Annotated in this window: 6 protein-coding genes and 2 pseudogenes; all 8 read right to left on the bottom strand. The window is 69.9% G+C overall.

What is annotated here, in order from left to right; genetic code table 11:
* Nucleotides 1–42: 42 nt before the first annotated feature.
* Nucleotides 43–822 (bottom strand): annotated as a pseudogene (locus NM203_RS05115) (glycerophosphodiester phosphodiesterase); the annotation flags it as partial.
* A gap of 1,224 nt (nt 823–2,046) precedes the next feature.
* A pseudogene (locus NM203_RS33585) lies at nt 2,047–8,979 on the bottom strand (alpha/beta hydrolase); the annotation flags it as partial.
* Between the two features lie 75 nt (nt 8,980–9,054).
* Complete coding sequence (locus NM203_RS05105) at nt 9,055–9,354, bottom strand: WXG100 family type VII secretion target (RefSeq protein WP_255058615.1); 300 nt, start codon at nt 9,352–9,354, stop codon at nt 9,055–9,057.
* A 306-nt stretch (nt 9,355–9,660) separates the two neighbouring features.
* On the bottom strand, nt 9,661–10,119 hold the full coding sequence (locus NM203_RS05100) for a YbaB/EbfC family nucleoid-associated protein (RefSeq protein ID WP_255058614.1): 459 nt from the start codon (nt 10,117–10,119) through the stop codon (nt 9,661–9,663).
* 42 nt (nt 10,120–10,161) lie between these two features.
* Nucleotides 10,162–10,938 (bottom strand): TetR/AcrR family transcriptional regulator, encoded by a 777-nt coding sequence (locus NM203_RS05095; protein WP_255058613.1) that lies wholly within the window; start codon nt 10,936–10,938, stop codon nt 10,162–10,164.
* A gap of 51 nt (nt 10,939–10,989) precedes the next feature.
* On the bottom strand, nt 10,990–11,778 hold the full coding sequence (locus NM203_RS05090) for an ESX secretion-associated protein EspG (RefSeq protein ID WP_255058612.1): 789 nt from the start codon (nt 11,776–11,778) through the stop codon (nt 10,990–10,992).
* Nucleotides 11,775–12,773: a beta-ketoacyl-[acyl-carrier-protein] synthase family protein gene (locus tag NM203_RS05085; protein ID WP_255058611.1), complete on the bottom strand. Its 999-nt coding sequence runs from the start codon at nt 12,771–12,773 to the stop codon at nt 11,775–11,777. The genes NM203_RS05090 and NM203_RS05085 overlap by 4 nt, the downstream gene beginning before the upstream one ends.
* Nucleotides 12,774–12,776: 3 nt before the next feature.
* The gene (locus NM203_RS05080) at nt 12,777–14,186 is read right to left on the bottom strand and encodes a hypothetical protein (RefSeq protein WP_255058610.1); all 1,410 of its coding nucleotides are present in this window, start codon (nt 14,184–14,186) and stop codon (nt 12,777–12,779) included.
* Between the last annotated feature and the right edge of the window lies 1 nt (nt 14,187).

Below are 14,187 nucleotides of genomic sequence, written 5' to 3'. Positions count from 1 at the left end.
AACCGACTCGCGTGCAACATCATCAGCGGCCAGCTGCGCTCCGGTGCGCTCCGGGTAGTCGGTGGCGATCCAGCGCACCCCGAGGTCGCGGCAGAACGCGACGTCCGCGGGGTCGTTGGCGGTCCACACGTAAACGTCGAGTCCCCGCGCCGCCGCCTCCTCGACCAGGCCGGGATGCTCACACAACGTCCTGACCGACGGCCCGATCGCGGTCGCGCCGATCCGGGGTCCGACAGTGGTCAGGAACCGCGCGGTGGTGGCGCCGCCGCCTAGCCTGGCGGACACGTTGTGACCCAGCAGGATCGTCGGCAGCCGTGGCGCGAGCGCGCGCACCCGCGCCATCGCGGTCGCTGAGAACGAAATCATCAGCGCCCGAGCCTCTTCCGCGGTACGCGGCGAGGTCATCCCGTACCGGGACAGCATCGCCACGACTTCACGTTCCACGGAAGAGCCGTAGCGCACCGGGTGTTTGGTCTCGACGATCAGCTGAGCCGGATGGCCGGCGTCGGCCACCAGCCGGACCAGGTCCTCGAAGAGGAGTACGTCGAAGGTCTGATCCGCGGCACCGTCGCGGGCGCGGAACCGCAGGGCCTGCAGTTCGGCCAGGGTCATCTCACTGACCAGGCCGGTGCCGGTGGACACCTTGTCGACCCGCCGGTCGTGCAGGCACACCAGGTGGCCGTCGCGGGTCAATCGGACGTCGCACTCGACGGCGTCGGCGCCCTGTTCGAGCGCCAACTGGTAGGCCGCCAGCGAGTGTTCGGGACGTTCAGCCGATGCGCCGCGATGCGCAACGACCAGCGGTCGGTCCACCCGCAGCAGTCCCGACGGTCGTTCGCTGACGGAGACCGCAGTGGTGTCTACGACGACTGCGGGGGTCGGCTCAACGCCGACGTCGTGGTGGTGTTTGACGCCTTCCCACAGCGCTCCGTTGATGAAGTCGACGCCGAGCGTGGGGTAGTCCGGAGTGCTCAACGCCGCAATTCTCCTCGGCGTCAACAGGTCTGGTAGGCCGGGCTGCAATCTGGCGGCGGCGTACCGTAGGACGGCAGCGGCCTCGGGCCTGTCTCCCTCGATGCGATCCGCGGTGTCCTGTGCCCACGTGCGTAGATTGCCGAGCGATTCGGCGTGCAGCTCCGAATCCGTGTTCCACGTAACGCCCTGACGCGCGGCCGAGTATCCGCCGCCGGGCGGTTCGGCGCTGAGTTCGGTGCGGTCGACGCCGCTGCGGCGGTAGAGCCGCTCCAGTTGCACGTGGACCGCCTTGTGAAAGCCCTTCCGCTGGAATATGGGGTCGATGCGGATGCGGTTGTGGTGCACGACGGGTAGGCCGTCGTCGTCACGGAAGTAGGTGACCACCAGGCGGCCGATCTCCTGGTCGCCGTTGAGTATCGGCCCCTGCAGGCGGACCCGACGGTCGGCCGCGCTGGGGTCGACGAGCCGATGTTCGGAGTCCACGACGTCTGGGGTGAAGGCGACGCGGAATGGGCCGTAATGCCCGGACAGATCGCGGGCGAACCGATCGAGCACGGCCGGATCGTTGGCGTGGTCGACGACGTGCCCGATCCGATCGGCGTGATCGGTGTCCACCCAGCGCAGCGCTGGGTCCTGCGCCTGGTAAGCCGCGAGCGCGTCGGCGCCGGGTTCGGTCGACGGTCGTTGGCGGTCGGAGGCCGCCGCCGCGGCGGGGCGCCTCCACCTCGGGTTCCACCAGCGCCTCGGACCGCCGTCAGCGGTCAGCGCCGGTTCGACAGTGCGCCGCCCGCGCACCACCCGCCGTGACTCGACCTCGACGGGCCGACCCGCCGCGATGCGGCCCATGTTGGCCAGCGACTCGCGCGGCACCGTGGTGTCGACCGCCCCGTAGTACGAGTAGTACGAGTTGTGGGTGCCCAGGATGCGGCCTCGGTCCGCCGCTGCTGCGAACTCAGCGGTGACACGTTGTGCCCCAAAGGCTCTCACGGCAGGATCGGTTCCGATCCCGATGCCGATGATCCTGCCCGCCGATCCCGGCATGCGACCGCCCAACGCGGTGAACACGTCACGGGATGAGGCCGCGACGTAGACGTTGCGACCGATGCCGAAGTCATCGGCATGGCGCGCCGGACCGGCGCCCGGCGATCCGACCAGGCTCATCGTCCGTAGGTCTCCGGCCAGGCGGCCGCCCACCCCGGCGTAGCTCATCGTCGTGGAGCCGTAGGAGTGGCCGAAGATGTGGTTGCCGCTGAACCGGCTACCGTCGGCGGCCGCCATGCCCCGTGCGGCGTTGAACGCGACGATGTCGGCGCGAAGTATCTCGCCGCCGGCGCGCGCCGCGCTCCGCCCGGCGACCTTCCACAGGCCGCGCCCGCTGGGCACGTCGTATCCCAGCCAGGCGATCGAGGCCGCCGACAGCGTCCGCTCGGCGCTGCGCGTCGACTGCAGTTGACGCAGTGCGGTTCCCATGCAGTACCCGAGACGGTCGACGTTCATGCCCATGCCGGGAACGTGCCACGACACCGAATCTGCCACCATCGGGTCGGCACCGAAGGAGACCAGCACCCGGCCCTGCCCATTGAACGCCGACAGATCCAACACCAGCAGGTACGGACCGCCCACCCCGGCGGCCTCCGCCTCACGACGGGCTCGGTCCAGGGCGGACAGGATGCGCTCCGTACGCGCCAGCAACCTGCGCTCGCTGCGACTGAGCCGGCCGCCGCGTTGACGCTGGCCCAGCAGCGCGCGGTGAACGTCCTGCAGTGCTTGATGATTCGCTTCGTGCCGCGCCCTGGTGGGGATTCCCTCGGCGTTGCCGATCTCGGGATACTCGTCGAGGACCGCACGCTGGTGCCGACCGTCGAGCGCCGACCACCAGGCGGCGTTGGCCCGCGCGCGTTCCGCTGCCTTCCCGGCCTCACCGAGCGGATGGCAGATGTCGGCGACGCCGACCTTGGGCACCCGCATCGCCAACGCCCGCGCAGCTATGTTGCCCAGCGGGTCGACGCCGGACGGCACATCGCGCCAGCGCTCTCCGGCGGTGCGCCGTGGCGACACGTTTGAAGCCGCCGGTGCCGCGGTGGTCGACGGGCCGGGAACGCTCGCACCGGATGGGTCGTCATACACCGCGGCGGCGATCACCGCGCGGTAGACGTCGTCGCCAGTCTTGCCGTCGACACGCAACGACGCCACCCGGTCGATGAATGACATACGCTGCGCAGCAACAGCATCAGCCATCACTCGGTCGCTCATCAGGCTGTCGGTCCAGCGGCGCAACTCGGCCTCGAGATCGAAGAGCCTTCGCGCCCGGTCCGCCCACCCGGCCCCGTCGCGAACCAGCCGCTCGTCGAGTCGGCGCATCGCCACGTTGCCGTCGGCGTACACCTCGATTGCCTCGATAGCCGATAACGTCCCGCTTACGTGCGGAGGAAGGCCGAGCACCCGAATCGGGGAAGGCACCGCCGGGTGGTGATCGCCGAGAGCGACGTCAATGATGGCGCGGTAGGGGGCGTCACCGGCCAGGCCCTGCTCGCGATGGGCCGCCACGACTTCGGTGAAGGCTCGCGTGTCTATTTGTGCAGCAGGTAATTCCGCTTGTGCGCGATCGGACATCAGATCGAGTGACCAGCGCCGGACAGCAGCTTCCAGCTCGTGCAGCGTCCGGGCGCGCGCCCTGGCGCTGACGCCGCGGCGGATGAACTGGTGGTCCAATTCGCGCAGAGCGACGACGACCTCGGCGTAAGCCTCGAGCGCATTGACCTCCGAGAGCGTCCCAGCTGCGTGCTGCGGCAGCACGCGGGGCCCCAACAGCTCCCGAAGCCGATCGAGCGGGCTCGGCGTCGGACCGGGCGTGATAGCCGCCTCAGTCAGCAGTTCGGCTGCCCGCCACCGCGGGTTCCACCAATTGCGGTCGACGGTGGTTCCGTTGTCGCCGCGCCCGGCGGCCGGTTCCACTGTCCGCCGACTCGGCAGCCGACCGCTCCGGCCCGCGTCGTAGCGCGAACCCTCGCGGTCGAGACGGTCCGGGCGCCCCGCGACGATGCGCCCGATGTTGGCCAGCGACTGTGACCGCTGATCCGACTCCGGCGGCAGCAGCCACCCGGCCCGAGGCCCGGCGATCTCGGCGAAGTCGAAGTAGGCGTTGTGGGTTCCTGTGGTGTCGCCGCGATCGGTGCGGCCGGGAAACTCCGCGGTCGCGCGGGTCGCGCCGAACTCGCGCATCACCGGGTCCATGCCGAGGCCTCGGCCCCAGATCCGTCCGTTCGATCCCGGTGTCCGGCCGCCGAGTCCCGTCACCGGGTCGCGTGAGGACGACAGCACGAACACGTCGACGCCGAAATCGCTGGCGTGCCGCTGTGGACCAGCACCCGGCGAGCCGACCAGCACCACTGCGCGCACCAGGCCGGCCAGCCGTCCGCCTCGCCCCGCGTAGCTAGCGGTGGTCGAACCGTAGGAGTGGCCCACCAGCGTGACGCCGAACGCCGGATCGCCGTGTTTAGGCCACGGTGCATGCACGGCGTTGAACGCCGCCAGATCGCTGTGCAGGATGTCGCCTCCGCTGCGCGCCAGTTCCTGGCCGGCGACCCGCCATGTGGCCGAGTCGTTGGGCGCGTCGTACCCCAGCCACGCGACCGCGGACGCGGACACGCCCGGGTTCTCCGCCCCGGTCGACTGAAGCGTGTTGAAGGCGCAGTGCATGTGGTAAGCGAACTTGTCCAGCGTGGCGCCCAGCCCCGGGACGTAAACGGACACCGTCTCCGCTTGCTCGGGATAGTCGCCGAAGGCGACGATCATGCGACCGTCCCCGTTGAACTCGAGCGGGTCGAACGCCATCACGTAGGGCCCGCCCACCCGGGCACGCCGAGCGGTGGCAGCACCCCTACTCAACGCCATGTCGATCTTGTTCATTCGCAGCAGGTACTTCAGCTGCATCGGCTTCAGCGACATGCCCCGGTCGAGCTGCGCCTGCAGGCGGTCCCGAACGACCCGATGGCGGTCGATCACGATGCGGTTGGCGCGGTCCCGATCGGCAGTCGGGATGCCCTCGGTGTTGCCGATGTGCTCGGGGTAGGCCTCGATCAGGTCGTCACGCAGGTCATCGGTCAGCCCCGTCCACCACAGCTGGTTGGCCTTCGCCGTCTGGACAGCCAGCGCCGCATCACCCAGCGGGTTGCGCAGCTTGGCGGGGTCGCCGTCCGGCACCCGCTGGAGCAGCGCCTGCCGAACATGCTCGGGTACAGCATCGTTGGGCAACGGCGGCGTCGGCGGCGGGGTGTCGTCACGCGAGCGAGTGCGACGGAACGCGCCCAGCACCCCGCCGACGGTGGTCTCAGACGGACCGAGCAGCGCGTCGCCGTCGAGATGCCATCGCGGGTTCCACTGTCGCCGGATATGACGATCCTGCCTCGGAACGTCCACATCACCCTCGATGCGTAGTCGCCGCAGCATCGCGGGCTCGACGGTGCGCCAGCGGGGACGCCAGCCGGCGCGGCCGTGGTCGAACCGGTGCCGCTCGCCGTCGAGGCGCTCGGCCCGACCGGCGGCGATCATCCCGATGTTGCGCAGCGATTCGGAGCGAACCAGTCTTTCGGGGATCACCAACCTGTCGACGCGGGGCCCCGAGGCCGGCACGTAGTCGAAGTAACTGCGGTGAGTACCGACGGACGTCGGATCGTCCATCACCGAGGGGAACTCGGCGGTAGCCCGGACGGCACCGAACTCCCGCATCGCCGGATCGACGCCGAGCCCGCGCCCGAGGATGCGCCCGTCCGTATCGGGACCCCGCGCCCCCAGCGATGTGACCGGGTCGCGTGAGGACGACATCGCGTACACCGCAACGCCATCGCCGAAGTCCGAGGCATGCCGCTGCGGTCCCGCTCCCGGCGACCCCAGCAGCACGACCGCGCGTACCTCACCGGCCAGCCGCTTGTCGCGCCCGGCGTACCCGACCGTGCTCGAACCGTAGGAGTGTCCGATCAACGTGATGCCGACAGCGGGGTTGACTCCGGTGGGCCATGGGGCGCGCACCGCGTTGTAGGCGAGGAGGTCGGCGTGCAGGATGTCCCCACCCGCACGGGCCAGACCCGGGCCGGCGACGCGCCACGAGTCGAGGTCGTTCGGCGCGTCGTAACCGATCCAGCCAATGGACGCCGCCGACAGTGCAGGGTTCTCGGTCAGGGTGGACTGCAACGTGTTGAGCGTGCCGTGCATCACCCCGGCGATTTCCGCGACAGTGGTCCCCAGCCCTGGCACGTACACCGACACCGCATCCGCGTGGTAGGGGTCCTCGCCGAACGCGACGATCGCGCGGCCGTCCCTGCCGAACTCGAGTGGGTCGAACGCCAGCAGGCGCGGCCCGCCCACCCCGATCCGTTCGGCGGCTTCAGCGGCCGCGCGCAGCGCAGAGTCGATCTTGTTGGCCCACAGCAGGTACTTCATCTCGACGGGCTGGAGCTCGTCGCCATCCGTAAGCCTGGCCTGCAGCCGGTTTCGCACCCGCCGGCACCCGTCGAACACGATCCGATTAGCGCGGTCCCGCGCGTCGGCCGGGATGCCCTCGGCGTTGCCGACATGCTGGGGGTAGGTCACGATCACCGCGTCGCGCTGTTCGGGTGTCAGCGCCGACCACCACGCCGCATTGCGCTTCGCCCGGAAGACCGCCAGGTCGGCGTCGCCCAGCGGATTCCTCAACTCGGCCGCGTCACCGCTGGGAATGATCTGCCGCAACATCTTCAGCGCCAACGCGTGTACATCGGCGCTGCCGGCCACCAGGCCGACGATGTCGGCGGGCCGCAGACCGTCCACGGAGTCACGCAGGCGCAGCACCGGATCACCGTGCTCGTCGAGGTAGCCGACCGCGGTGATCGACACCTCGTCCTCGGACCACCGCGGCGGCCACGGATACCGCTCACCCGTCTCCGGATCAACGATTTCGATTCGGCCGCCGTTGTTCTCGACGAAGCACGCGTGGCCGCCGACTCGGCCGTAGCCGGGTGCCCATGAGAACGTCATGATCGCCGCCGAGCCGGGCCGCATGCCGCTCAGCTCCGCAGGCACCTCGTGCTGGTTCTGCAGTTTCACCGCGGAGCCGAAGGCCGTGTAGAGCGCGCGGGCGGGCACACCATCCGGCGTCGGCGGCGCCGTCACGGTGAACACGCGGCGGTAGCGCTGCGAGGCGATGTCGGCTACGCGATGCGCACAGCTCGTGGGCGGCGGCACTGCGGCGTCGACGGTCGGTCCTACGGCCGGCCCGACCACCGCATCCCGCTCCCCACCGATTTCGTTACGCGACGCGGGTCCTTCCGCGACCTGCGTGGCCGGCGTTCCGCCCGTGGTGGTCGACGACGCCGAGGCGGTGGCCGTGGCCGCGGCCGTGGTCGAAACGCTCTGCTGCGCTGATGTTCTCGGCGTTGCAGCTCGAGTCGGCGAATCACCGGTCGGCGTCGGTGCGGTGGCCGATGTCGCCGACGTGCTGGTCGGGGCGGATGCGCTCACCGCACCCGACGTCGCCGGCGCCGGTCCGGGCGGGGTCGACGAGCTCGGCGCGGAGGCCGAGGCAGTGAGCGATGCCGCGGTGGAGCCGACGGCCGACGGTGCCGCAGTCGCGATCGACGGTGCGGCAGCGGCGGCAGGCGGTGCCGCGGGCGAAGCGACCGCCGACGACGTCGGGTCAGACGTGGTGGTCGCCCCTGGAGCGGTCGCGACCGACGACATATCCGATCGCGTGGCCGCGTTGGAGGCGACGGCATCGCCGCCGGCGCGCACTCCGCTGTCGACTGCCGACGCGGTCCGGTCTCCGATCGACGCATCGGGCACCGCTGTCGACCCGGTCTCGCCGACAGCGGCCCGGTCCGCGCCGGTGGTCCGGTCGGCCCCCTCGGCGGGGCTGTCGGACGCCGGGGTGGCAGCGGCTCCCGAATCCTGCTGCGCGGCAGTATCTCCGACACCGTCTTGCGATTCCCGCGACGCTAGTTCGGAGGGGTCGACGGTGCCATCGATTTCCGCGGGGTTGGTAGCACCCGGAGCTCCGGGCGGATCCGCCGGTGCCGCGCCGACTAACCGGTCGTCGAGCGGTGCTCTGGGCGAAGGCACCAGGTTGCCCAGCTCCGGTCCGGGTCCGTGCAGCAGACCCGGCCCCGGAGTCGCAGCCCCGTGCATGCCACCGCTGAGCCCGTCGCCGGTCGCCCCACCCAGCAGCGAGACCAGGTCGAGTTGGTCGAGTCCGCCCGTCGCCCCGGCGCCAGCCGCGTTCCCGGCCAGACCCGCCGACACCTCCACCGCTGCGGCGTTTCCCGCGCGTCCCGCCCGGGTGCGGGCGTTCCCCAGTGCCGCCTGCATCGGATGCGCGGTGCCGCCGGCGCCGGCTCCGCCCGCCAGGCCCGCGATCGCCGTCTGCCGGAACATGTCGGCCACCAGATCTTTTCGGGTGCCCTTGTTGACCTGGAACCCCTGAACAGCGAGCTCCTGGGCAAGGCTCTGAACCAGTTCCTCACCAGCCTCGCCAGCCAACCGTTTGACCATCGTCCGCGTCAGCGCGCTGGCCAGCGCGGCACGCAACCCGTTGAGCAGGCGGAGCACGATCTGCCGGATCACCGACGTCGCAACCGCCTCCACGGCCGGGATGAGCGCCGTCGAGGCGCCACCCGTCCACGGCGCACTCTGGATGTAGAAGGCGATCGACGCCGCCGCCATCCCCAGCGTGCTGACGATCATCAGCTTCGCGTACTCGATGTCGGTGCCCGTGGTGCCGGCCAATTCGCCCAGCGCCGCCAGCGCATCGCCGAGCCTGTCCACCGAATGGTCGCCGTCGAAGAGCATCGAGAAGTGCTCGTCGGCGGCCAGCGCGGTCTCACCGAAGAGCACCGACAGGGTCTCCGAGCGCACCCTGGTCAGGTCGTCGACCAGCCCGAGAAGCTCGGTGGCCGAAGCGTTCCACTCCTCGCCGATGCGGAACATCGCGGTCTCGTCGCCCTGGGGCCACTCGTCACCGGCGAGGTAGGACACCCACTGCAGATACGACGGAATCTCAATTCCCACGCGAGGATCCCTCGGTGCTGCGCGTACTGAAAGAGCGTGTGGCTATGGCGCTTCGTCCGCCTGCTCGAACGAGTTCGCGGCGCCCTTCAGCCCGCTCGAGTAGTAGTCGAGCAGACCGGTTTTCGCATCCACCGAACCCTGCACCCAGTCCAGTTGGGCCAGATAGCCGCCACCGCCACCCGCAAACTGCTCACCGATCTTGTCGTCGCCCCAGGCCGCGCCCTCACCGGCCAGCCGTCCCTGCAGCGCCGCCAACGTCTTCTTCATCCGGTCGCTCACGTCGTGTAGATGCTCGGACGTGGCGCGCAGTTCCGCCGGTGTCACCTCGAAGGGCTCGCTCATGGGTCAACTCCTCGCGTCGATCTGCACCGTCGAGAGCGCCGATAACGGCGCGCTCATGAACAGAAATGATACACCGTGTATCACTCAGAAGTCATGTCGATGCCGGATGCTCGAAGCGCGCGGCGCCGCCACTTCGGCCGGCTTGTCACCGTCGACACCCGTTGAGCGCGAAGCGGAATCGAGCAACAACGTTGTTACGGCGACGCGGAGCGAGAGCGGGGCCACCGGTACTGCGCGGACCGCCTCAGACAGCCAATCCGCTGGCCGGACCGGACGTTTCGGAGGTGGTGGCGCGCTCCGGTCGGGTCATCCCCGCACGGTCGGGAACGGCGGGTCGCCGTCGTCCTCAGCGGCTCTGGTCGGCGTCGGCGCGCCGGTGAGGCCGGCCCAGTCAGGCAGTAGATCCCGGAAGTCCGGAGCGCCCTCGACGATGTCGGACAGCGACGGGAACGCCATGCGCCGATCGTTGATGGGAGTCATCAACTCGGACACCCGCCGGTCGATTTCGCGGATGGCCGCCTGGGCCGCCCGGGTCAGGTGCTCGCCGAGGTCGGCGAGCTCGTGGTCGTCGAGATACGACTCGTCGACCGTGACCTCGCGGACATGACCGCGGAAATCGACGGTGACCTCCACCGCGCCGTCGGCCTCCTTGGCGCACGCGGTCATGGCGCGCTGCTTCTCCTGCACGGCGGCGATGTCGCCCAGCTGCGCTTCGACCAGGGCCAGCACCTCGGCCAGTTCGTTTCGTGCGGCGTCATTGGTCAACGTCAACACCTCTCGACTCAGTGATACACAGTGTATCAAGAATCACCCTTGCTCGGCCCGCTCCTCTGGCAAGGGCACCGCGGGGTCGAGGTGGACGTCGAACTCACGCAGATGATGGTCGATGAGCAGCCAGGCCTGCGCGGTCAACCGGTCGACCACCCGGTCGCGGTCCTCCACACGACCGTCAAGCCAGCGCATCACGGAGGCGTCGACCAGCCCGATGACCGAAACCAGGGTCGCCTCCGCCGCGTCTGGATCGTCAGCGAAGTGCGGAAAGTAGCGGGCACCCGCGGCAGCAAGCTCTTCTGCGAAGGCCCCCCGCGACGCGTCATCCCGCTTCCGCTGGTGGCCTCGACTGACCAGGAACCGATACAGGTTGGGGTGCTCGTCGGCCCAGGTGGCCTGCGCCTCGATCGGTGCGCGCACCACCTCGAGGGGGGTTCCGCACAGGTCGAGCCGACTGGTGATCGCGGCCCGCAGCTCCCGATAGGCCATCCGCGCGAGCTCGAGGTCGAGATCGTCCTTGCTGGCGAAGTGGCGGTAGACGTTCGGCCGGGCCAACCCAGCATGCTCGGCGATCTGTCCGGTGATGGCGCCGGGCCCGTACTGCTCGATCGCGGCCCGCGCGGCGGCGAGTATCTGTTCACGACGGCTCGGGCGGGGTCCACCGGACCGGGCAGCCGAACGGGATGACGTCGCGCTCACGATGCCGATGGTAGGCCAGTCGCCGTCGAACAGCGTGCCGGTGTGCGTAAAGAGTTTCGCGAATGACAATTTCGGCTGCGGGTACGCATGCCACCACGGCCGCCGGTCGGTCATGTCAGCACGTGAGCAACATCGTTGGGTTCGCCGAGCAATGCTGAGGCGCGGCTACCCACGACGGACCCGTCGCAGCACCGCAACGTCCTCGGCGATCAGACGGTCGATGCGCTCGGCCAGTGCCCGACGATCCATCGGCCGGGCAGCGGTCAGGTCGGCGTCCTCGTAGAGATAGTCGCCGTCGCCGCGGACGCGAAGGAACACGGCGGCGTTCTTGCCCGCGTCGAAACCCCACCGGCGGAGCGGACGCCAATGGCTCTGCACCGTGCCGTATGCCGCAATGTCCGACCGAGCCACCGTCTCGACGCCGGTGTCGACGACCGTGTCGTGGACCGAGAAGTCGCGCGGCTCGGGAACGGCTACGGCCTGGCGTACATATTCGGGCACCACGATTCGCGCCCGCCGGCCCGGCTTCGTGAACGCCACCAGGTCGGCGATCGCCGCGCTGAGCTGGTAGGCCGAGAGTTCGTCGACGTCGATCGTGTCGACATCGACGTCGTCCCCACCCCGCTGCTGCGCCAGAAACCCGTTGTCCCCCAGCCGGTTGGCTACCACACGGATGCTCGGGGTGTCGGCGGGGATGAACTGGACATGGCACTCGACCCGGATGTCGGCGTAGGCGTAGGACGCCGCCCACTTCTCGAACTTCTGCAGATCACCCTCGGCGAGTCGGTCTGCGACCGTGGCCGCGTACTCGGCGTAGGCGTCGGCGGTCGGAAACCGCGTGGGCCGCGTGAACATCAGCGGATACGGCAGGAAGTCACGCCCGAAGTTGCGGCTGAGGATATCGACGTCGGTCAGGTCGATGCTGCCGACCCGCCGCCGGCTCGGACCGCTCATGCGACCGTCAGGGTCGGGCCGTCCACGCCGACCTCCGGTGGCCGGGCGATGTGCAGGACGACGGCGGTTGCGCTGAGCAGGTACTCCGCGGCGAGCAGCAGGACGATCGAATCCTGCAGCAGCAGCTGTGATTCGGCGAGATGCAGCAGACCAGCCGCCTGACAGCTGACACCCAGATACCCGTGGCCGAGGGCGTGCTCGTGCAGCGACTCCGCCCACGGCAGCCCCAGCACGCGGGCCAGTTGCCGGTACGGTTCGCCGCTGCGCGAGCCGTGTGGCACGAAGTGCGTGACGTAACCGGCGCTGACCCCGGCGTCGGCGAGCGCGGTGGTGGTGGCGCGCTGGAGCATCAGGAACGAATTGCGGGCATCCTCCGACGTCCTTGTGCGGCCCACGCGTTCGAGCGTCGACACGTAGTCGGCCATGGATGCCGTTTCGTGGAAGGCGTCGCGGGTGCGCCACGCCTCGGACTGGTCGGGGCAACTGGCCGTGCCCCACCCGAGAATCTGGGCGAAGCCGCCGCCCTCGGACACCACCGCCGCGTGTGCGGCATCGGAGAACGGTTCACCCCCAGCGGATCGCGATGTCGCGAACCGATCGGTCCACGACCAGTTGTCCGCGCCTGTGCACACCACGTCACCGCCGGGCTGCGCCAGACGGTCGGCCAGCACCCACGACATCAGACCGCCGGCGCAGTACTGGCGCACCTCGATGGCGTTGCCAGCGGAGCCGACGATGCCGTGTTGGACGTGGTGGTGCACGGGCCAGCCGACACTGGCCTGCACACCCGACCCGCAGTGCAGCACCCAACCCACCTGCGACGGGGTGATCGCTGCGGCAGCCAGGGCGGCCCGCCCGGCGTGGATCGCCATCTGCGCCGGCGATGCGCCCACGGCTTCGCGGACCGCCCGCCAATCCGGGACCGACGCCACTTCGCCGGTCTGTGTCGGACGCGCCGGGGGCAGCAGCACGCTCAGCGACCGGATCGACCGCACCCGCTACGACGCTTCCGGTTTGCCCGCTGCCGGATCACCGGCGTCACCGACGACGGGCACGATTGCGGCGGCCTCGCCGAACAGCGACTCACCATTTCTTTTGGTGCGCAACGCCTTATTGACCTTGTGATCCTTCTCTTCGGGGCCGCCACGCTGGCCCGACGGCGGCGGCGCGCCCGTACCGGGCGCACCGGCTCCCGCCATGCCCGCCTGCCCGAGGCCGTTGGCAATGCCGGCGAGGCGGCCCGCGGCGGTGCTCGGAGTGCCAGTCCCCTTCGGCGCCGCCAGATCGCGCGGGCCGGCTCCAGCGCCGACTCCGGCGCCGCCCGTTCCGCCGGCTCTCTCCGGCAGCCCGCCGACGCCCTTGGGTCCCAGGCCCAACACACCCTCGGGTGGCCGTGCCGACATCGGCGGCGTCTTCGCCGCGGAGCCCGCCGCCTGCTTGGCAGCGTTGGCAGCCTGACCGAGAGCATCCTTGGCCGCGTTGGCGAGCGCACCCGGTGCGCCCCCCGAACCGGCCGGTGCTCCCGGAACACTGGGCGACATGGGTCCTTTCGGCAGTTCTGCGAGATCGGGCCGAGGCCCGAGGCCGGCGAGCGCCGAACCCAGCGAGGGGCCACCGAACCCCCCGACCCCGCCCCCGCCGAACGACCCGACACCGCCGACACCCCCGACACCACCGCCGAGTTGCGGTGCCGGACCGCCGGCTTGCGAGGCCGTGCCGGTGGGTCCGACGGGCATCGGCCCCACACCGATCTTGGCGCCTGTGGTGAACGCCGGGTGGTTCTTGGCGATGTCGACGATGTTGGGGGCGTAGGCCTCCTTCATCACCTTCTGCGCGAAGGTGGCGTATTTGCGTTCGATCTGATCCCTGTGTTCAGGGAAATCCGCCACGTCGACCAGGTAGTTCTTCCGGTTGTTGACGATGTTCTCGCGGGTGGCCGAGATGGTCCGCGAGAACGCGTCCACGACAACGCTCATCGCGCCCGCGCCGGAACCCGCAGCCTGCGGCTCGACGAAGGACGACTCGAGGTTGGCCAGTGCGGCGTCGTGGGTGACGCCCGCCCACCTGTCCTCCTTGCCCTCCAATGCGGACAGGTCAAGTCGGAAGTCCTGCACCGCGCTGACGATGGCCGAACTGATCTCCTGCCACTGACCGGTGTGATTCGGGGCGACGTCCGGGTCGGCGCCGGAGATGTTTAGCCACGCTTGGCCGTAGGAGAGCCCGTTGAAGTCCTCGACCACCACCGTCGACGGGTCCTTGGCGTAGTCGCGGCCGTCCAGTTCAGGCAGCCGAGTGTGCGGATTGCGTGCTTGGATCTCGGCGTTCCTTCGGTTCTCGGGCCAGTGGTCCGGATCAAGGTCCTTCACGTCGTCGAAGATCGGCTGTGAACCCGCCGGGGGTGTGCACATC

Source organism: Mycolicibacterium arenosum, from assembly GCF_024320865.1.
GTDB classification, from domain to species: Bacteria; Actinomycetota; Actinomycetes; order Mycobacteriales; family Mycobacteriaceae; genus Mycobacterium; species Mycobacterium arenosum.
Note: the sequence above shows the minus strand (reverse complement) of the source record. Positions and strands in the feature narration are given on the sequence as shown.